Source organism: Exiguobacterium sp. LL15, assembly GCF_024436095.1.
Lineage (GTDB): Bacteria > Bacillota > Bacilli > Exiguobacteriales > Exiguobacteriaceae > Exiguobacterium_A > Exiguobacterium_A indicum.
On sequence record NZ_JANFNX010000003.1, the window covers coordinates 73,358 to 92,371 of the forward strand.

20 protein-coding genes are annotated in these 19,014 nt (G+C 46.7%); 9 read left to right on the top strand and 11 right to left on the bottom strand.

The window, feature by feature from the left end; genetic code table 11:
- Window positions 1–155: 155 nt before the first annotated feature.
- Window positions 156–2,291: an ATP-binding protein gene (locus tag NOM72_RS13425; protein ID WP_255999332.1), complete on the top strand. Its 2,136-nt coding sequence runs from the start codon at window positions 156–158 to the stop codon at window positions 2,289–2,291.
- Between the two features lie 14 nt (window positions 2,292–2,305).
- The gene (locus NOM72_RS13430; RefSeq protein WP_255999333.1) at window positions 2,306–3,355 is read left to right on the top strand and encodes an SDR family oxidoreductase; all 1,050 of its coding nucleotides are present in this window, start codon (window positions 2,306–2,308) and stop codon (window positions 3,353–3,355) included.
- A 51-nt stretch (window positions 3,356–3,406) separates the two neighbouring features.
- Here NOM72_RS13430 and NOM72_RS13435 read toward each other — a convergent pair whose 3' ends face one another.
- A complete protein-coding gene (locus NOM72_RS13435; RefSeq protein ID WP_255999334.1) occupies window positions 3,407–4,798 on the bottom strand; it encodes a TrkH family potassium uptake protein in 1,392 nt (463 codons plus the stop codon).
- Window positions 4,799–4,958: 160 nt separating this feature from the next.
- On the opposite strand from NOM72_RS13435, the gene NOM72_RS13440 reads away from it, so the two are divergent.
- The 3 genes from NOM72_RS13440 (at window position 4,959) to motB (ending at window position 6,824) form a co-directional block, all read left to right on the top strand.
- A complete protein-coding gene (locus NOM72_RS13440; protein WP_023469697.1) occupies window positions 4,959–5,198 on the top strand; it encodes a hypothetical protein in 240 nt (79 codons plus the stop codon).
- 98 nt (window positions 5,199–5,296) lie between these two features.
- Window positions 5,297–6,082, top strand: a complete 786-nt coding sequence (motA, locus tag NOM72_RS13445) for a flagellar motor stator protein MotA (RefSeq protein ID WP_023469698.1) — start codon at window positions 5,297–5,299, stop codon at window positions 6,080–6,082.
- Window positions 6,057–6,824: a flagellar motor protein MotB gene (gene motB / locus NOM72_RS13450; RefSeq protein ID WP_023469699.1), complete on the top strand. Its 768-nt coding sequence runs from the start codon at window positions 6,057–6,059 to the stop codon at window positions 6,822–6,824. Before motA ends, motB begins: the two co-directional genes overlap by 26 nt.
- Before the next feature lie 43 nt (window positions 6,825–6,867).
- On the opposite strand, the gene NOM72_RS13455 is transcribed toward motB, so the two are convergent.
- The 6 genes from NOM72_RS13455 to NOM72_RS13480 all read right to left on the bottom strand — a co-directional run bounded on the left by NOM72_RS13455 (window position 6,868) and on the right by NOM72_RS13480 (window position 12,639).
- Entirely contained in the window at window positions 6,868–7,401 is a 534-nt protein-coding gene (locus NOM72_RS13455) for a DUF420 domain-containing protein (protein WP_023469700.1), read from the bottom strand.
- A gap of 3 nt (window positions 7,402–7,404) precedes the next feature.
- Window positions 7,405–8,832 (bottom strand): dihydrolipoyl dehydrogenase family protein, encoded by a 1,428-nt coding sequence (locus NOM72_RS13460; protein WP_023469701.1) that lies wholly within the window; start codon window positions 8,830–8,832, stop codon window positions 7,405–7,407.
- The gene (locus NOM72_RS13465; protein ID WP_023469702.1) at window positions 8,829–9,206 is read right to left on the bottom strand and encodes a DUF1499 domain-containing protein; all 378 of its coding nucleotides are present in this window, start codon (window positions 9,204–9,206) and stop codon (window positions 8,829–8,831) included. The genes NOM72_RS13460 and NOM72_RS13465 overlap by 4 nt, the downstream gene beginning before the upstream one ends.
- A gap of 93 nt (window positions 9,207–9,299) precedes the next feature.
- The gene (locus tag NOM72_RS13470; protein ID WP_235147608.1) at window positions 9,300–10,658 is read right to left on the bottom strand and encodes a sensor histidine kinase; all 1,359 of its coding nucleotides are present in this window, start codon (window positions 10,656–10,658) and stop codon (window positions 9,300–9,302) included.
- Between the two features lie 23 nt (window positions 10,659–10,681).
- Window positions 10,682–11,374: a response regulator transcription factor gene (locus NOM72_RS13475; protein ID WP_023469704.1), complete on the bottom strand. Its 693-nt coding sequence runs from the start codon at window positions 11,372–11,374 to the stop codon at window positions 10,682–10,684.
- Between the two features lie 20 nt (window positions 11,375–11,394).
- Window positions 11,395–12,639 (bottom strand): hypothetical protein, encoded by a 1,245-nt coding sequence (locus NOM72_RS13480; protein ID WP_241492599.1) that lies wholly within the window; start codon window positions 12,637–12,639, stop codon window positions 11,395–11,397.
- A gap of 139 nt (window positions 12,640–12,778) precedes the next feature.
- Between NOM72_RS13480 and NOM72_RS13485 the strand changes: the two genes are divergently transcribed.
- Entirely contained in the window at window positions 12,779–13,609 is an 831-nt protein-coding gene (locus tag NOM72_RS13485) for a Cof-type HAD-IIB family hydrolase (RefSeq protein WP_255999335.1), read from the top strand.
- A gap of 50 nt (window positions 13,610–13,659) precedes the next feature.
- Here the strand turns inward: NOM72_RS13485 and ung are convergent, their stop codons facing one another.
- Window positions 13,660–14,319 carry a uracil-DNA glycosylase gene (ung, locus tag NOM72_RS13490; RefSeq protein ID WP_023469707.1) on the bottom strand — a complete coding sequence of 220 codons (660 nt, stop codon included), beginning with the start codon at window positions 14,317–14,319 and terminating at the stop codon, window positions 13,660–13,662.
- 80 nt (window positions 14,320–14,399) lie between these two features.
- Between ung and NOM72_RS13495 the strand changes: the two genes are divergently transcribed.
- Window positions 14,400–15,125 (top strand): WecB/TagA/CpsF family glycosyltransferase, encoded by a 726-nt coding sequence (locus tag NOM72_RS13495; protein ID WP_023469708.1) that lies wholly within the window; start codon window positions 14,400–14,402, stop codon window positions 15,123–15,125.
- A gap of 404 nt (window positions 15,126–15,529) precedes the next feature.
- Here the strand turns inward: NOM72_RS13495 and NOM72_RS13500 are convergent, their stop codons facing one another.
- The gene (locus tag NOM72_RS13500; RefSeq protein ID WP_023469709.1) at window positions 15,530–16,162 is read right to left on the bottom strand and encodes an NAD(P)H-dependent oxidoreductase; all 633 of its coding nucleotides are present in this window, start codon (window positions 16,160–16,162) and stop codon (window positions 15,530–15,532) included.
- Window positions 16,163–16,308: 146 nt separating this feature from the next.
- Window positions 16,309–16,767, bottom strand: coding sequence for a MarR family winged helix-turn-helix transcriptional regulator (locus NOM72_RS13505; protein ID WP_023469710.1), 459 nt, complete (start codon window positions 16,765–16,767; stop codon window positions 16,309–16,311).
- A 171-nt stretch (window positions 16,768–16,938) separates the two neighbouring features.
- Here NOM72_RS13505 and NOM72_RS13510 point away from each other — a divergent pair, with 171 nt between their 5' ends.
- A complete protein-coding gene (locus tag NOM72_RS13510) occupies window positions 16,939–17,199 on the top strand; it encodes a hypothetical protein (protein ID WP_023469711.1) in 261 nt (86 codons plus the stop codon).
- Window positions 17,200–17,216: 17 nt separating this feature from the next.
- Entirely contained in the window at window positions 17,217–18,170 is a 954-nt protein-coding gene (locus tag NOM72_RS13515) for a LacI family DNA-binding transcriptional regulator (protein WP_023469712.1), read from the top strand.
- A gap of 54 nt (window positions 18,171–18,224) precedes the next feature.
- Here the strand turns inward: NOM72_RS13515 and NOM72_RS13520 are convergent, their stop codons facing one another.
- A complete protein-coding gene (locus NOM72_RS13520) occupies window positions 18,225–18,878 on the bottom strand; it encodes a C40 family peptidase (RefSeq protein ID WP_050678422.1) in 654 nt (217 codons plus the stop codon).
- Between the last annotated feature and the right edge of the window lie 136 nt (window positions 18,879–19,014).

Here is a 19,014-nt window from a genome sequence, read left to right on the forward strand (position 1 = left end):
CTTTTCTCCTCTACTTCGTCGTGACCTTTTTTTCACTATACTAAAATTCTTCGTCGGTTACTTCCTTCAACAGGAAACACGCCTCATCTTGCAGAAGTAAGCTGAGGAAAGACTGTCTTAAAATCCATGGTCGAAGACCAGTCAGGAGGTAGCTCATGGCAGAACATTCATCCCCTTCATCGATACGAATCATTCACGCGACGATACGTGCTATGAAAGACCCCGTTCTTCTAGTCGATGCAAATGGAAAGATTCAATTTCATAATGACGCGTTTCAACACCAGTTCATGAACGCTCCGAATATCGAAACCATTCAGGAGCTGTTTCCCATCACGGATGATTTCTTTCCATTACAGAAGGAAGCCGTCATTTCAACGACATATCAATTAACAGTCACAGCGATTGAAGCGACGGACTATTTTCTTGTCCATGTCGCTCCCCTGAAAATCGAGGACTTATTCAATTCAACACTAGATACTGCTCTATTCATCACCGACTCCGAGTTTCGGATTCAAACTTGTAACGAGGTGGCAAGCACCTTATTTCGTTTCGAGCATGCCGAAGACATCATGGGTCTCCAAGCGACGGTTCTACATGATGCAAAGGAAATCGCTACCCGCCGTCAACATCTCGAACAATTGAACTTAAAAGACTTATCGGACGCACAACTTTTTTTACTGCATGGACGGGAAGCCGAAAATGAATGGACCTATCATCGTTTGGATGGCTCAACGTTCCATGGGCGTCTTTATATGACGCGGTTGCCAAACGATACGTACTTCCTACTCATTCAGGACATCACACCGCAAAAACAAATCGAATGGCATCTAACGAAAAGCGAACGCCGCTTCCGACTCTTCTCGGAATCCGTCGTTGAAGCCGTCATCTTTCATGATCACGGAATCATCATCGATGCCAATCGCGCAGCAGAAGTCATTTTCCGGACGAAACTCGAGAAAATGAAAGGCAAGACGACGCTTGAATTGATTCATCCGGATCATCACGCGCGTGTCTTGCAACGCATCGAGGAGCATCGAGAAGAACCATACGAAGTCCTCGGTCAACGTGCCGACGGAACCTCTGTCGAAATCGAAGTCTTCCCGCGTGAAATCATCTACAACAACATCCGGATGCGTGTCGCCGTCGTTCGTGATATTACAGAACGAAAAAAGATTGAGAAAATGCTTGAACGCGAAAAAAATGCCATCATGCGCCAGCGTGATATCACACAATCGATTCTTCAAGCATCCAATGAAGGTTTCCTACTGACAGAAGAAGATGGGAGTTTCATCTTCATGAACGTCAAAGCACGCAAATTACTCGATGTCCCAGGCATTGCACCAAGTAAGATTCAAGAACGAATCAGTCTGATTCCGAATCTCGATTTGAATACTCGATTCGAGATGCTCCGACAAGTAGAGGAATTACTCGCTGGAAAACATTCTGAACTATCGTTTCGTTTCACGTTACAGCGACCAAATGAGTCCAGTCCACTTTATTTCGAATTTTATGCGACTGCGATCAAAAAGGAGAAGAGTCGCATTTCTCGTCATGGCTTCCTATTTGTTTTCCGTGACCGGACAGAGGAAGCGAAGATGGATCAAGTAAAGGACGAACTCGTCAGTACAGTATCGCATGAGTTGCGCACGCCACTGTCCTCCATTCTTGGCTATATGGAATTACTACGATATAAAAAACAATCGGCTGATCGAATCGAACGTTATGTTGAGATCGTCCACGAAGAGACGAAACGATTGACGACGCTATTAAATGAGTTTTTAGACATTCAACGTCTAGAAGGTGGAAAACAAGAGTATACCTTCACGTCGTTCTCGTTACGAAATCTTCTCGCATCAACCGTCGATGCCTATGGCGAGACCGTCGAGACGCATCGAATTGATTTAGAACTACCAGAGGATCCTGTTCTGATTTTTGCGGACGAGCACAAAATCAAGCAGGTGATCTTGAACTTGCTTTCGAACGCCATTAAGTACTCTCCACAGGCGGATCATATTCGAGTCCTTCTTTCAGCCAATCCGGAACAAGCAACGTTCTCTGTGACAGATCATGGACTCGGTATTCCACAAAATGCTTTTGAAAAGCTCTTTACGAAATTTTACCGGGTCGATAACTCAGACATCCGGAAAATCGGCGGAACCGGCCTCGGACTTGCCATCTGTAAGGAAATCATCGAATCACACGGAGGTGCAATTTCCGTTGAATCAGAAATCAATGATGGTTCGACTTTCACCGTTGTACTCGAACGTGATCCAAGAAAGGAATGGAATTGATGCGGACCTACTTCATGACGGGTTTCCCCGGTTTTTTAGCGACCAAACTGATCGAACAACTGGCACGTGTTCCGGACCAAATCGCTTGTTTTCATTTGCTTCATTTACCGTCAGAACGAAACGCAGCTGTTAAGCGACGCCAGGATCTTCTAGAACGTACATCCTTACGATCGGAGCAACTTGTATTGCACGAAGGCGATATCACGGTCGAACAGCTTGCTTTATCATCAGAGGCGCGGATGATGTTGCAACAAGACGTCACACACATCTTTCATCTCGCGGCGCTATATGATTTAGCAACAGCATATGAACCCGCCTTTCGAATCAATGTGATCGGTACCGCGAACGTGACGCAGTTTGCTCATACGTGTCGGACCTTAGAGCGTTACATCTACTTCAGTACAGCGTATGTCTCGGGTCTTCGTTCCGGAATCGTTCTAGAAGATGAGTTACAAGCAAGTGCCTTTAAAAATGCTTATGAAGAAACGAAATATTTAGCAGAGGTGCGTTTCCGTAAAGAAATCGGAACGATCCCCTATACGATCATCCGTCCTGGGATCGTCGTCGGTCATTCCGAAACGGGCGAAACACCGAAATGGGATGGGGTGTATTTCGTTCTGAACGCGATGCGTCTCCTGCAATCCTTCGCCCCTCTTCCGTACCCAGGTCGAGCAAACGCACTCGTCAATCTCGTGCCCTATGATTACGTCATTGAAGCGACCGCTTATCTCAGTCATGCACCGGTCGGAAGAAATAAGACCTATCATCTGACGGATCCATTCCCACATGGCGCACGTGCGATTTTTGAGATGTTACACGTCGCCTATTATGGACGTTATCCGCGCGGAATCGTTCCGTTTCGACTCGTTAGCACGGCATTGACTCCAGCTGTCGCGAAACGACTTCAGATGCAACGGCAGACACTTGACTACTTCATTCATCCCGTTCAATATGACACGACACATGCCTTACGTGACTTACGGGACACTGGTATTATTTGTCCAGACCTTGCAGAAACGATGCCTCGACTCGTCCAGTATTACCAAACACACGCAACACACTAAAAAAGTCCAATCGTTCTTCCACAAGGGAAGTCGATTGGACTTTTTTATCGGTTATCCGATCAACATATTCTCTTTTGGATAACGAATCGTCCGGTCTCGCTGCGTCGCGAACGTGAACAGAATCGTTAAGGAGCCGACACGTCCGAGTAACATCATGAACATGATCAAAAACTTACCAAAGCTATTGAGCTCAGCTGTTACGTTCAAAGAAAGACCAACTGTTCCAAATGCCGAGACCGTCTCAAAGAATAAACCAATAAAGGAAATGTTCGGCTGGGTCAACGCCAGGAACGTCGTGATCAAAGCAATGAACAGTAAACTGAAGACAGCAATCGCATATGCCTTTTGAATCGCTTGCGTCTGAACGGTCCGACGCATCAAAACCGTTTCACGCTGTCCGCGTATATACGTCCAGACATTCTTCAAGATGACCGCTGCCGTCGTGACCTTGATCCCGGAACCTGTCGATGCGGAACCTGCCCCAATGTACATCAAGACCATCATCAAACCGATCGAGAGCGGCACCATCGTCGTTAAATCGATCGTCTGGAAACCAGCTGTTCGTGTCGTGACGACTTGGAAGAACACGATATGGAGTGCACTAAAGAACGATTCGTCTTTTAATGAACCCAAGTTCGATACCCATTCATAGAGCATCATTGCTAAAACACCTAGTCCATTGATGACGAATAGTGATAGCACCATCAATTTAGAATGGAGCGAAATTTTCTTGAAGTTTCGTTTACCAGCGATATCCGCGATGACCGTAAAACCAAGACCACCAATCATCAAGAGCGCTGCAATTGTCAGAATGAACGTCGTATCCTGTTGGAAACCGATTAAATTATCGCCCCAAAGTGCGAAGCCCGCATTGTTAAAGGCGGATACGGCATGAAACAGACCGTAATAGAGTGCTTTCCAAAAGGTATACTTATATTGAATGAATAAATCGAGCGCAATCAAAAACATGCCGACGATCTCGACGAGGACCGTCGTGACGATGATGTTACGGACGAGACGAATCGTTCCGCCCGGACTATCGAGATTGAACATTTCTTGAATGATGATCCGCTGACGAATCCCGATTTTTCGTCCCGTGACGCTCAGCAAGACGAGCGCGATTGTCATGAACCCAAGCCCACCGACCTGAATTAAAAGCATCATGATGATTTGACCAAGTAAATTATAGGATTCGGCAATATTGATCGGTGACAGTCCTGTGACGGTTCCTGCCGATGTCGCAACGAATAGGCAATCGATGAATGATACATCTTGTCCCTCTTGTTGTGAAATCGGAAGCCACAATAAAAAACCACCCAGTAAAATCGTCAATGTAAAGCCCGTTGCGATGAAACGTGCCGGTTTATCGAATAGCTGATGATACATCAATTCACCTAAACGCCCGAAGCGTGCGAGTCGTGAACGTCTTTTATGCGAGAACATCTTACTCCCCCTAGATTGTTTTCAGACAGAATTGTCTTTATCATACTCCCTCGAATTAAGAAGTTCTATCGAAATATGCAATCGACTAAACGTTTTCGTATTTTTTTGGTAAACTAGATAAAAGTGGACGTGTAATCATTAAAGGAGGTTGAGGGAAACAGTGGACCCTAAGACGGCTGATCATTCGATTGAGGATGTCTGGCGAAGGCTGGAACGACAATCACAATGGATGCCTGCGCAATTGTATTATCAATTCGAGGAACTCTTATCATTACATTTGGAGCAACCGATTCTAAATGAATTGTATCAAGTGTTAAAAAAATACGACGTACTGACCGATATAGAGCGTGACGAACGAAACGAAAGCATTCAAATGCTAATCGACGAAAACGGCGCTTGATTCTCGGTTTTTGGATTTCCGAGCAGAAGAAGTGTCTTCTGCTCTTTTATTTTTCGTTCCTATACGAATTACATACAGAAAGGTGGCACACATCAATCATGGATATCGTGTCGATCATCGGGATCATTCTTGGTCTCATCACATTAGTCGGAGGTATGATCTTAAAAGGTGCGCCTCCCGTCGCTTTGCTTAACCCCGCAGCCCTCGTCATCATCTTCGTCGGGACAGCAGCTGCCATCATGATTTCCTTCCCGAAGGAACGATTGAAAGTCTTACCTGCCTTATTTAAAGTCATCTTATTCGAACAAAAGCTGATGACAAAACAAGTGTTGCTCGGACAATTTCTGACACTCTCGACGCAAGCACGTAAAGAGGGTCTGTTATCTCTCGAGTCAGCACTTGAAGAAGTCGATAATGCCTTCATGAAGCGTGGCGTCATGATGGTCATCGATGGACAACCATCCGAATATGTCGAGGACGTCATGACACGTGATCTCGAAAATATGACGGAACGCCATCATGCGAACGCGAACATTTTCACGCAAGCCGGTACCTACGCACCAACGCTTGGGGTTCTCGGTGCCGTTGTCGGTCTCGTTGCCGCCCTATCCGATTTATCGGATATCGAAAAATTAGGTCACGCCATTTCAGGTGCCTTCATCGCGACGTTATTCGGAATTTTCACCGGATATGTCCTGTGGTTCCCGTTCGCAACGAAGCTGAAGCAAAAATCAGCAAGCGAGATTCAGTTGTATGAAATGATGATTGAAGGGATTCTCTCGATTCAAAACGGTGAATCCCCGAAGAACTTAGAAGATAAGCTACTCGTGTACCTGACACCGAAGGAGCGTGCGAACTATGAAGCGGAAAAAGAAGCCGCATGACGAACATATCTCCGAAGGCTGGTTAATTCCCTACGCCGACTTATTGACCTTACTTCTGGCACTCTTTATCGTTCTGTTTGCTTCGAGTAGTGTCGATGCCGTGAAACTAAAAGCGATGTCTCAGTCGTTTAGCTCCGTCTTCAACGGTGGATCAGGGATGATTACAAATAGCTCGCTCTCTACTCAAGAAGAAGAGGAATCAAAAAAGCTAGACGCGCGGACAAAAGCACAAAGCTATGAAATTGCGGAACTCGAAAAAATCAAAGAAGAAGCCAATGAATACATTAAGAATGAAAAACTTGAAAAAGATATCAAGGTCGAAATTACGAATGAAGGTCTCGTCTTTACGATTCGCGACCGCGCACTATTCTCACCAGCTCAGGCAGAAGTAAGAGGACGCTCGCTTCAAATCGCAGAGGGGATGAGTGCACTGCTCGTCAAAGCAGGGCAACGTCAGATTCAAGTGTCTGGACATACAGACAATATTCCAATCAACACAGCACGGTATCCGTCGAACTGGGAACTGAGTGCGGACCGGGCGATCAGTTTCATGCGTGCTTTGCAACGTAATCCGAAGCTCGAACCAAAACGGTTCACCGTCAGCGGTTACGGAGAATTCCAACCGATTGCGTCCAATCAAACAGAAACCGGTCGTAGCAAAAATCGTCGTGTCGAAGTTTTAATTCGACCATTGATCGACTTAAAAGCGAATGTACTCGATGAAACAAAAGTTAAGTCCTGATCATCAAAAAGACTCCTTCGTGGTAGACACGAAGGAGTCTTTTTTAATAATACGGACGAATCATGATATAGACGATGACGCCCGTTAAGCTGACGTATAACCAAAGCGGCATCGTAAAACGTGTCCACTTTTTATGCTTCTCGAAGTTTTGATTCACAGCGTGCGCGAGTGACATCAAGACGAGTGGAACGATGACTGCAGCTAGGATGATATGCGTAATCAGGATAAAGAAATAGACAGGACGAACGAACCCTTCGCCTCCGAATTTCGTCGATTCACTGACAGCATGATACGTGACGTACGAAATTAAGAATAAAGTCGTCGTCGTCATCGCACCACCAATGAAGCGACGATGATTCACCCGATTGCCCCGACGAATGGAAATCCAAGCGCCGAGCAACAGCATGAAGGTAAAACTATTGAAGATGGCATTCAAAAAAGGAAGCAACGTCCAGTCGAATCCTGAATCAACTTGTACAGGTGGCGCAAAGAATAAAAGCGCTACGAGCAAGTTGATGACAAGCGTTAACAGGATGACGAGCGGAACGAAATTCCGTTTAGTAGCAGGTTGTTGCATGAATCATTCTCCTTGTTTCCAGTCGAAATAACGTTTCAACCATTTTGGGATCGGACCAGCGAATAAACGTTCACGCCAGTAGACATCAGCAGCACGCTGAACAGCAGCACCACGAATTGGGTACGGGTGGACAACACGCGACAATTGACCGACCTTATCTTTACGTGCCATCGCATAGACGACTTCTTGCATCCATTCACCGGCTTGTTCTCCGATTGCATGTGCTCCAATCAGTTTTCCACGCTTATCAGCGATGAGCTTGACGCGTCCTTCCGTCTGACCATTGATGACGAAACGATCGACTTCATCGAGACCGGTCTGATAGACCTTGATCTCACCATGTTTCTTGCGTGCCTCGTCTTCTGTCAATCCGAGATGGAACAATTCAGGTGTCGTGAATGTGACCCACGGAACCGCCCGATAATCCGGCTTCGTCCGTAGACCGAATAAAGCATTCGTGACGACCGTTTTTCCTTCCAGTCCTGCGACATGCGTAAATGGGAGCGAGTTGATCGTATCTCCGACCGCAAAGATGTGTCGCTGACTTGTTCGAAGTGAACTATCGACTTGGACGAATCCTTTCTCGACGTGTACGCCAGCTCGGTCGAGACGTAGTGCTTCGATGCGTGGCTTACGACCGACTGCGACAAGCACGGCATCCGTTTCGATGACACGTGATTCGCCGTTTGCTTCAACCGTCACTTCGATGCCCCCCGCCGACTTGCGGACGTGCGTGACCTTCGTATCGAGATGTAACGTCAATTCTTGTTCGAGCTGACGTTGAATGACTTCGACCATGTCGCGGTCTTCTTTTCCGAGTAACGTCTTCATACCCTCGATGACCGTGACTTCTGTTCCAAGATGCGCATATGCTTGCGATAACTCAAGACCAATCGCTCCACCACCGATGACGAGCAGTCGCTCCGGACGCTCCGTTAATTCGAAGATCGTCTCGTTCGTTAAATAATCAATCGTATCGAGTCCATCAATCGGTGGAATGATGGGTTGAGATCCCGTCGAGATCGCAAACTTCTCACCTACGACAAGCTGTCCCGCCACTTCCACTTCATGAGCACTGAGGAATGTCGCTTCTCCGATATAGACATCGACGCCAAGGTCTTCGAACCGTTTCGTTCCATCATGTGATTGAATGATGTTACGTGCTCGATCGACGCTTGCTTTCGTTTTCGAATAGACCGCGTCCCCGTTCAGCGTCACGTTGTATTTTTCAGCCGTTCGCTTCATGACATGAACATCGTGCGCGGCTTCGATCAACGCCTTTGAAGGAACGCAACCGTAGTGGAGACAATCTCCGCCAAGGTGCGTATGCCGTTCGATCAGGGCGACGTGCGCGCCGAGACTTGCTGCACCAGCAGCAATCGTCATTCCGGCTGCCCCACCACCAATGACAACTAATTGATAGGTCTTCATCGCAAGCCCTCCTCGTAACGACGTGTGATGTCTTCCATCCGTTTACGGTTGACGCCCCAGTCGGAGTATCCGACACGCGATGCCGAACGGAAATGAATCACTTGTGCGGCTTCATCGAAGTAAAATTCGACGTCATCTTTGAAGCGAAAGACTTTACTCGTGAAGATGGCATGGATGTATGCCCCTTCCTCCTTAACAACTTTGACGCGGTCGAGGCTTTGTAGGATACGTAAGAGTTGGAACTTCGAATCTGCAAGCGTTCCTTTGAACGGGAGCGGACGCATTTTCATATCCTGTAGATCGGTTTGAGTAGATACCGCGTTCGGTTTTCCAGAGAGCGGTTGAAGCGTACCATTTGAAACACCAAGTGCCATGACTGATTCCTCCGTTTCCTATCATCTGATCCATTTCGTACTATAATCCACTTAACTTTACCAGTTTCTGTTTCACTCTGCCCGTCTCAGTGTTTACGCTTTCGTGACAGGTAGCAGAATCGTCGCAATGACGCCGCCTTCCGGCTGATTATCAATGAATAGCTTGCCTTCATGTGCTTCGACGAGTTCTCGACAAATCGATAGGCCGAGCCCTGTTCCACCCTTTCCTTTTTGCACTTGATAGAATTTTTCTGTGACGTGACGTAAGTGCTCTTTCGGAATCCCGGGACCTTCATCACTGAAGGAGAGGAACAATACACGCTCTGAACGAACGAGTCGAATGGTGATCGTGCCACCGACTGGAGAAAAGCGGATCGCATTATCAAGCAGGTTCAAGAAGACTTGTTTCAATCGGTTTTCGTCGTATAGACCGACGACTTGTGCCGGTAACTTCTGTACGATCTGGACATTTTTTTCTTCCAGCTTTTGACGCAGTTGCGCCGTCACGGTCTCGATGATTTCCGTCAAGTTGACTTCCTGACGGTATAAGACGAGCCGACTCGTCTCGAGTTTCGAGAAATCTAGTAACTGCTCAACGAGCGAAATCAAACGCTCCGTCTCCGAATGAATGATGCCCATCCCAAGCGACGCCTCTTCCGGCAACTGATCCTGTTCGACGAGTAACGTTTCACTCCAGCCTTTGATTGATGTCAGCGGTGTCCGTAATTCATGGGAGATACCAGAAATGAATTCATCTTTCAACGTTTCCTGCTGTTTAATCTGTTGTCCCATATAATTGATCGTCCGCGCTAGTTCTCCAAGCTCGAACGAGTATTCCTCGTTCACCTTGACGTCGTAATGCTGTTTCGCGATTTGATCCGATGCACCGATGACTTCTTGAATCGGTCGGACGATCGACGAGACGAGACGTGAGGAATAGATGAAGGCAAGTCCCCAAATTACTGTACCCAGGAGGACGATCGCTAAACAAATTTCGATCACACGTCGATCGATTCGCTCAAGCGACGTCGTATAACGAAGCGCTCCCGTCGTCTGACCGAACGACACGACAGGTTCTGTTACTTCCAGTAAATGTTCTCCCGTCGCCTCATCGTCATATCGTTTCGTGACAGTCTGCCCCGCTCTTACTTGATTGATCGCCGCTCGCGTCAACTTACGTTCCGAGATGAATCCGGTCGAAGAGTAACGCGGAATCCCTGTCGCATCCAACACTTCGATCTCAGCGTCTGGATAAGCGTAAGAATCAAGTACGTCATGGATCGTCGCTTCTGAATCGGCGTAATCATAAGCAAGGCCACTATTCGCAAATAAGACAGCACTCGCATTCGCATGACGTTTCAAGACATCCGTCGCCGTCACGTAGTAATAGTTATAGGTCACGAACGAGAGGATCCCGATGACGAGTAAGACTGTCACCGTGATAATCGTCATGAACCGCATTAATATCTGGCGCTTCATTCTTCGTTACGCCACTTGTATCCATGTCCCCACAATGTCTCGATGAACTTCGGTTCCGCTGGATTTTCTTCGATTTTTTGACGAAGACGGCGAATGTTGACATCAACCGTCTTCCGATCACCAAAGTAATTCTCACCCCATACCGCATCGAGTAATTCATCTCGCGACATGACTTGATCTTCGTTTTTAATGAAGTGGCAAAGTAAATCGTATTCAGTTGGTGTCACTTCGACGTCGACACCTTCTTTTTGGACGCGCTTCGCGCCTAAATCAATCCGAAACGGTCCAGAGACGAGTTCACGTGGCTGTTTTCTGCGACGTAATGTCTCTACCCGTCGCAGGAGCGACTGGATGCGCGCGAGTAGCTCTGCTGGACTGAATGGCTTCGCGATGTAATCGTCTGCTCCTACGCTCAGTCCCATGACTTTATCCTCTTCTCGTGTCCGTGCTGTCAACATGATGATCCCGACGACTTCATCCTTTGCCCGCGCCTGTTCACAGACGGCAAAACCGTCGACTTCCGGCATCATGATATCGAGTAACAGAATATCGAAGGTTTGTTGATCAAACTGCGCAAGCGCTTCTTTCCCATTTTCCGCCTCGATGACATCATAGCCTGCTCGTTTCAAATTAATGACGATGAAACTGCGAATCGCATGTTCATCTTCGGCTACTAGTATTTTGGTCATTCTTTTCTCCCCCTGATTCTTTATTCCACGAGTGTGACACGATTGACGAACACTTCATAATCCTTCGTCGCATCAATCACATAGACATAATCGATACCTTCTTTGATTTTTCGTTTTTGATCATTGGCAATGTATTGATTCTTCGGAATGACCTCTAATTCGAAATCAATCTGCTTCGTTTCTCGATTGATAAACCGAACACGATTTTCGCGTTTCTCGATCGTTTCACGCGTCGCCCAGTTGGCAGGGAACCGCATGACGAAATTGTATTCTTGATCGATGTACTGCTCTTCTCGCAATTCGAACCCACTCTCGAGAAATGGCGAATTATCTGACCCATTCCATGTGTAGTATGCCGTGATGCGTGGTTTCGGTTCACCCTCACGCCCTTTACTGCCTGCTGGTGTGTATTGATGACCAAACTCGATGATTCCGTCTTGATCGACATCTTTCGGGAAGGTATACATCGGTTCGACGATCTCATCGACCTGACCGAAACGAACCTGTTCCAATGTATCGTTCGCTAAACGGAATAATGCGATGTGCATTTTTGCATCTCGTGTATACGATACGATCAAGCCTTTATTCCGAGCGGCATTGATCGTATCGACTTCAAATAAATCATGTTCTGCGAATAAATCGCCATCCTGCGTTGAAAGTGTCGTCTCTTGGTGCTCTTTCGACAGGATGTCTTTATAATAGATCAAACGAGACGGACTGCCCTTTTGCAGAAGCACCATATCCCGCTCTCGATCTTGATTCAAGTCATCTACCGACAGACGATCATACCGATCGACTTTCGTGACGTCTCGTTGCTTCGATAGTAACTGTTCAATGATGTATAACGTATTTTCACCATAACTGGTAATACCGATGACCAGGTGGTTTTGTTTATGTCGTGCGTCAGTTATGACTTCGAGTCGATCGATGGCTCGACCGTCAGCTACCGTCTGTCGCGCCACGAGTCGCCATTTTTCGCCTTGTCGTTCATGGACGAGCAGATGAATCGTGAAGCGCCCGTCCTGCTCGCTACGGTAGAAGGTGATCGCTTCATCTTTACCGTTTCGATCTAAGTCGACGAGTTCGTATAGGCGGGATACCGCTTGATTTCGTGGCGCCACGATCTCTGCCTGTTTCGGCAAATCGCGGTCAATCCGTTCTTTCAACGACTGCTCCCATGCCGGAAGGGACGGATGTTCGAGTAGAGAGGCAGGATGCGGAAACATCGTACTGCATCCTGCTAATAATAGACTTGATATGATCATGAAGAGATATTTCATAAAGTTGGAATCCTTTCCGTACGGGCTCTGTTTCCACTTTATCATACTCTCTTCGAGGAGAGTATATTGTCGAATGGGACACAAGTTGTTACGATATACAGATAATTGAAAGGGGTTTGAATGTATGACGTATAAAATGATTGTTCTCGATTTAGATGATACCTTGTTGACAAGTGACCATACGATTTCACCACGTACGAAAGAAGCTTTACTCGCTGCGCAGCGACGCGGGAAGAAGGTCGTGCTCGCTAGCGGTCGTCCGACTTTTGCCATGCTCGACCTCGCAAAAGAACTGGAACTCGCTCGCTATGGCAGTTACATCCTGAGCTTTAATGGCGCTTCAATCATTGATTGTAAAACGAACGAATCTCTCTTCCTCAGCACGCTTTCCCCGGAGACGGTCCACCGCCTCGACGATTTGAGTAAACGGGAAGGTGTCTACATCCACACGTATATCGGAGATGAAATCCTGACAGAACAACCAAACGAGTATACGACGCTTGAAGGACAACTGACAGGCATGGAAGTCATCCCTGTCGCTGATTTTAAAGCCGCGATTCAAACACCTGTCGTCAAGTGTTTGATGACGGCAGAAGAGACGCACCTCGCGCGCGTCGAACAGACGCTTCAACAGGAACTTGCGGGTGAACTTGCAGTAGCTCGCTCGAAGCCATTTTTCCTTGAATTCACGGAAGACGGTGTGACAAAAGGAACAAGCCTTGCCTTACTGTCTGAAAAACTAGGAATCGCTCAAGAAGAAGTCATTGCTTGTGGAGACGGTAACAACGATCTATCGATGATTGAATGGGCAGGTCTTGGTGTCGCGATGGCGAATGCAGCCGATACCGTCAAAGAAAAAGCACAGTATATGACCGCTTCGAACGATGAAGATGGTGTTGCTCTCGTCGTCGAAAAATTCATGATGGATGAGGAACCGGCGATCTCAAGCCGCTAAGTAACTCAAAAAGCGTGTGTTCCGCATTCAACGGGACACACGCTTTTAATTTACGACAAACACCAGTCGATCGGCTCTCTTCCCTGCTCTTTCAGCCAAGCATTCGTTTGCGAATACGGTTTACTACCGAAAAATCCACGACTTGCGGACAAGGGACTCGGATGGACAGCTTCAAGAACAAGATGACGATCCGTATCGATCAGCGTTTTTTTACTCTTCGCATGATTTCCCCAGAGGATGAATACGATTGGTTGTGTCTGCGTTCCTAATACTTCGATGACCCGATCCGTAAACGGTGCCCAACCTTTTTTAGCATGGGATCCCGCTTTCCCTTCTTCAACCGTAAGCGACGTATTGAGTAAGAAGACTCCTTGTCGTGACCATGCTTCGAGATTACCGGATGTCGGAGTCGGACAACCGATATCCGAGACGAGTTCCTTATACATGTTTCGAAGGGATGGAGGGATCGGCACTCCGTCATGCACGGAAAAGCTGAGTCCATTCGCCTGACGTGAACCATGGTAGGGATCTTGCCCTAAGATGACGCACCGGACATCTTCTGGAGCGACCGCATCGAACGCATGAAAGATCCGCTCTTTCGGAGGATAGACGGTCGTCGTTTGATAGGCTTCCTTCAAAAAAGCCCACAGTTCTTGAAAATAGGGTTTTTCCTTTTCTTCTTTTAACACGGTTTGCCAAGATGGATGCACGTGAATCCGCTCCTTTTTCAGTCTCAAGTCGCTGTTCGTCCGTCTTGATTCTGCTATGATGGATGATGAGGTGGAAAACTATGATTCAGACAAAACAAGTATTCGGACTACCATTCGTCGATGCGACACCTTCGCAATGGTATACCCATATTAAAACAATCTTACACGAACGTGGAAAAGCCTTTCTTGTCACGGCGAACCCAGAGCTCGTGTTGCGTGCATTGCGCGAACCTTCTTACGATGCCATCTTACGACGGGCGACGTTCATTACACCAGACGGAATCGGTGTGACGGCTGCCAGTAAACGGATGGGCGCACCACTCACTGCGACATTGCCAGGAATCGAGACCGCACGTGAACTATTGCGGACGGCAGACGCACTCGAGAAGCGTGTCTTTTTACTCGGTGGACGTCCGGAAGTCATGAAATCGTTGATTCGTCAGTTATCGATTCGGTTTCCGAATATCCACTTCGTAGGAACGTTTCATGGTTTTGGAAAAACAGAAGAAGCAACGCAAGCCATTACAGAAGCAGACGCTGATCTTGTTCTCGTCGCACTCGGTGCACCGAAACAAGAAGAATGGATCGCTTCCGTCTATGATCACGTCGATCATGGCATCTTCATCGGTGTCGGTGGTGCGTTCGACGTTTGGTCAGGACACAGTAAACGTGCGCCTAAATTATTTCGTCGACTGAAGCTAGAGTGGCTGTATCGCATCTCGACGCATCCTCGTGGTTTTGAGAAACTTAAAGACTTGTTGTTCTTCGTAACGCTTGTACTTCGCAAAAAATCAACGCTCTCTTGAGTGCACACAAAAAGGGCTGACTTAAAAAATGACGCGTCCTTTCACGCCCTTTCCTCAGGCGAGACACAAGCCAGTTTTTCCGCTTCATTCAAGCAGAAAAAAGGGTCTTGTTTGTCTCTGACAGCGCAAAATCGCGCTTTTCCTGTAGGAGTGGCGTATGACGTGTCATTCTTTTTATCTCTGGAAAAAAGGATAATCAGAGAATCGTTTTGTTCACTCGACATCGCTTCCTAGGGAAAACAAGCAAGAGCGACCCTGCAACGAAGTGAAGCGGCGCGATGCTTGTCCCAGGAAAACGATGCGAGATGAACAAAAAAGCGCAATCTTTCTCGTTAAGAGAAAAATTACGCTTTGTCTGCAGTCTCAAGGCTCCCGACACGGCGGGAGCCTTTTTGACGCTTATCTTATGCGTTGACAGTTGAGAATGAACGACCGAGTTCTTTCGCTTTAGCGATTGCTGCTTCTTTGATTTCTTCTGCTTTTTCTGGGTTCATTGCCATACCTTCAATGAAGAGTGCATCGTAGTCTGTTACACCAGTGAAAGCAAGCGCTTGACGGAGGTAGTCATCACCGAAGTTGAGACCAGATCCTGTGTAGACGCCACCTGTTGCTTGGATGTGGAGTGCTTTTTTGCCTTCCATCAAGCCTTTTGGACCTTCTGCAGTATAAGCGAATGTTTTACCTGCAAGAAGAACGCTGTCGATGTACATTTTGAGACGCGCTGGGAAAGAGAAGTTCCACATTGGTGTGACGAAGACATACTCATCTGCTTCCATGTATTGCTCGAGATGTTTTGTCATCGTACCGACTTTTGCAATCTCCACTTCTGTTAACTCTTCGCCTGTTGCGAATTTGCCCCATGCGCTTAGAACATCTGTATCGATTTCTTGGACTGTTTCGTTATATAGATCAAGAACTTCTACTTCAGCTGAAGGATTCGCTGCTTTGTAGCTTTCGAGGAATGCTTCACCGACTTGAAGGCTGAAAGAGTGTTCTGTAGCTTTCGGGTTAACAGTTACATAAAGTAATTTAGTCATTATTATTTCTCCCTTTTATTTAAAGTAAATTCTGTAACTAAACATACCAACCACCTTTTCGTTTGTCAATTAGTTTGACTTCCAAACGAATAAAAAAAAGCTCAAGTCCGTGACCTGAGCTTTCTTGATCTTATGAGTGCTAATTCTTACACATTTTCGAGCGGCGTATAATGTTCGGCTCGTAAACCGATTCGTTTCAACTGATCAATCAACTGTTCCTTTTCAGAAACCGACAAATCGTTAAATAAGTCTGCTAAAAAGGCTTCATGTTTCGGGAATGTCTCTTCCATTAGTTCGCGTCCAGCTTCCGTTAATGTCCCAAACGTGACACGACGATCCGTCGCACATGATTTTCGCGCAATCAACCCACGCTTTTCAAGTTTATCCACGACATACGTCACACTTCCGCTCGTTAATAGAATCTTATCGCCAATTTGTTGTAGAGGCGTGTCCCCTTTGTGGTACAGCAATTCAAGAACTCCGAATTCCGATAAATTCAACTGATGTGTTTTGATGTCTGCCTTCACTTGCTCCGTCACCGCATGCATCGTCCGAGATAGAACAACGAGCATTTTTAATGCCAGCTTCGAGTCTGTCGATTCCATTTTACGTTCGCCCCTCTTTGTGTTGTATCGTCACAATCATAGACTTCTTTGTCTAACTGGTCAATTCTTGCTGAATTTTTCCAATCGATCCACTGCTCAAAAATAGTTCTTGCCGTGAAACGCGTTTCATAGCCTATCGTCTTGATATACACTAAAAAGGAGGTAATCATCATGTCGATTCATACACGGTTAACACAACTGTTTAAACGAAATGTTGCTTTTGAGTGGGCCATCGAACAATTGCATACACCAGCAGGCTATTATTTGTGTCAGCACACGTTGGTCGATCAATACCCTGATTTGTCTCCTCAAGAAAAAATAAGACTACTCTCAAAAATCAATGAATTGGCTGAGCAGACAGCTCCATTCTCGGCTCCCGTCTCTCGACAGGATTGGCGCCGACTTGAACGACGATTATCTCGTAAGATGTAATCCAGGAGGGATGCGCGATGACGAACATCCGAGACTTGGCACGTGAAGCCAACGTGTCCGTTACGACAGTCTCACGTGTACTAAATGATCATCCTTACGTTGCGAACGAGAAGCGACAAGCTGTTCGAGAAGCTATCGAAAAACTCGGATATATCCGTAATCAGACTGCTGTCCATCTATCGACGGGTATGACAAAAACGGTCGGAGTCATGCTTCCGTTCGTTGATCATCCATATCACGCTGCCATTCTTCAAGGCATCGCGCAAGCCGCCTTTGACGCGAGCTATCGGTTCTTGACGTGGCAAACGAATTATGTGGAAACGCATGAGCAACTGGCACTGGATGCGCTGGCGCAACAGGAAATCGACGCACTCATCGTCGTGTCGCACAGTCTTCCCTTATCAGCGATTTTATCGTATGAACAATATGGTCCGATCGTCTTTTGTGAACATCATGAAGATGTCGCTGCCGTCTATATCGATCACTATACGGCCTTTCAACAAGGACTTGCACATCTACGACAACAGGGACATACGAGCATCGGCATCTGTCTCGGACGACCGGACAGTACGAATAGCTTGGCGCGTAAACATGCGTATCAAGAGGTCGTACGTGACGAATTCGTCTATGAACAGACCTTGACGATTGAAGACGGTGCGACCGTCGCAAGACGCTGGATGCAACAAAAACAACGACCGACCGCTATCTTGACCGCAAGTGATCACGTGGCAGCTGGTCTCATCTTAGAACTCCGAAAACAAGGCTATCAGGTTCCTGGAGACCTGTCTGTCATTGGTTTTGATGGAAGTGAACTCGCTGAAGTCTTAGCGATGACGACGATCGCGATCCCTTATGCCACGATCGGGCGACATGCTTTTCAATTAACCGTCCGCGAAGATCTCGTTGCTCGTCCACAAATCGAAGTACCCTCGACATTCATTGCTGGAACGACTGTTCTTCCTCACACTTGAATCCATATAAAAAAGCGACGAGTTCATCGATTTGAATTCGTCGCTTCGTTTTGTTTAAAGAGTTCCTGCCGCTACATACCGTGATCCCCAGTAGCCACCACGGAACGATTCTTTGACGACTCTTCCATAATACGAGTTCGCATTGATCATCGTACCACCATCGACAGCGATTCCAACGTGTTGAATCCCACTTCCATGTGTAAAGAAGACGAGATCACCAGCGCCTGGTGCCGTACGTTTTGTTGCTGAGTATTGAGCCGCTGCCGTACGTGGGAGTGATTTTCCTAGTGCTTGATAAACGTAGCGTGTAAATCCAGAGCAATCAAAGCTAACAGGACCTGTCGCACCAAAAACATAAGGACGTCCTTTGAGACCTTCTGCTACCGAAACAATCGTTGATCCTGTTTTACTAAGACCTTTCGTCGCTTTAGCGTTATATGCTTTCGTGTATGTAGAAGCGATATATGCTGATTTTCCTTGATGACGGATTTGATACCATTCTTTGACCTGACCTACGACGGTTACAGCTTGTCCAAGTTTCAATTGCCCGACTCGTTTACTCGATACAGCAGCTTTTGCACGAATATTTAGCACATCCACTGACACCACTACTTTTTTACTTGTTGCAGCTTGCGTTGATGCTGGGACGAGTGTCCAACTACTGATGAGTAACGTTAAGGTTAACAAAACACGAGTGACAGCTTTCATCGATTCATTCTCCTCTTATGTATGAATGTTTTTTACGTCTGAATTGTCAGATAATTTCTGTATTTATCCTATCATGTTCCAGATTTTCATCATGTTACAGTTCTTTAACGCTAATTCTTTTTCGTAATACTTTTGT

Excerpts from the sequence above, each read along its gene's own strand:
- NOM72_RS13505 (WP_023469710.1), bottom strand. The coding sequence starts at position 16,767 with ATGGAATCGACAGACTCGAAGCTGGCATTAAAAATGCTCGTTGTTCTA.
- NOM72_RS13500 (WP_023469709.1), bottom strand. The coding sequence starts at position 16,162 with ATGACTAAATTACTTTATGTAACTGTTAACCCGAAAGCTACAGAACAC.
- NOM72_RS13455 (WP_023469700.1), bottom strand. The coding sequence starts at position 7,401 with ATGCAACAACCTGCTACTAAACGGAATTTCGTTCCGCTCGTCATCCTG.
- NOM72_RS13430 (WP_255999333.1), top strand. The coding sequence starts at position 2,306 with ATGACGGGTTTCCCCGGTTTTTTAGCGACCAAACTGATCGAACAACTG.
- NOM72_RS13435 (WP_255999334.1), bottom strand. The coding sequence starts at position 4,798 with ATGTTCTCGCATAAAAGACGTTCACGACTCGCACGCTTCGGGCGTTTA.
- NOM72_RS13480 (WP_241492599.1), bottom strand. The coding sequence starts at position 12,639 with ATGATCATATCAAGTCTATTATTAGCAGGATGCAGTACGATGTTTCCG.
- NOM72_RS13475 (WP_023469704.1), bottom strand. The coding sequence starts at position 11,374 with ATGACCAAAATACTAGTAGCCGAAGATGAACATGCGATTCGCAGTTTC.
- NOM72_RS13515 (WP_023469712.1), top strand. The coding sequence starts at position 17,217 with ATGACGAACATCCGAGACTTGGCACGTGAAGCCAACGTGTCCGTTACG.
- NOM72_RS13470 (WP_235147608.1), bottom strand. The coding sequence starts at position 10,658 with ATGACGATTATCACGGTGACAGTCTTACTCGTCATCGGGATCCTCTCG.
- NOM72_RS13520 (WP_050678422.1), bottom strand. The coding sequence starts at position 18,878 with ATGAAAGCTGTCACTCGTGTTTTGTTAACCTTAACGTTACTCATCAGT.
- NOM72_RS13495 (WP_023469708.1), top strand. The coding sequence starts at position 14,400 with ATGATTCAGACAAAACAAGTATTCGGACTACCATTCGTCGATGCGACA.
- motB (WP_023469699.1), top strand. The coding sequence starts at position 6,057 with ATGAAGCGGAAAAAGAAGCCGCATGACGAACATATCTCCGAAGGCTGG.
- NOM72_RS13485 (WP_255999335.1), top strand. The coding sequence starts at position 12,779 with ATGACGTATAAAATGATTGTTCTCGATTTAGATGATACCTTGTTGACA.
- NOM72_RS13425 (WP_255999332.1), top strand. The coding sequence starts at position 156 with ATGGCAGAACATTCATCCCCTTCATCGATACGAATCATTCACGCGACG.
- NOM72_RS13460 (WP_023469701.1), bottom strand. The coding sequence starts at position 8,832 with ATGAAGACCTATCAATTAGTTGTCATTGGTGGTGGGGCAGCCGGAATG.
- NOM72_RS13510 (WP_023469711.1), top strand. The coding sequence starts at position 16,939 with ATGTCGATTCATACACGGTTAACACAACTGTTTAAACGAAATGTTGCT.
- NOM72_RS13465 (WP_023469702.1), bottom strand. The coding sequence starts at position 9,206 with ATGGCACTTGGTGTTTCAAATGGTACGCTTCAACCGCTCTCTGGAAAA.
- motA (WP_023469698.1), top strand. The coding sequence starts at position 5,297 with ATGGATATCGTGTCGATCATCGGGATCATTCTTGGTCTCATCACATTA.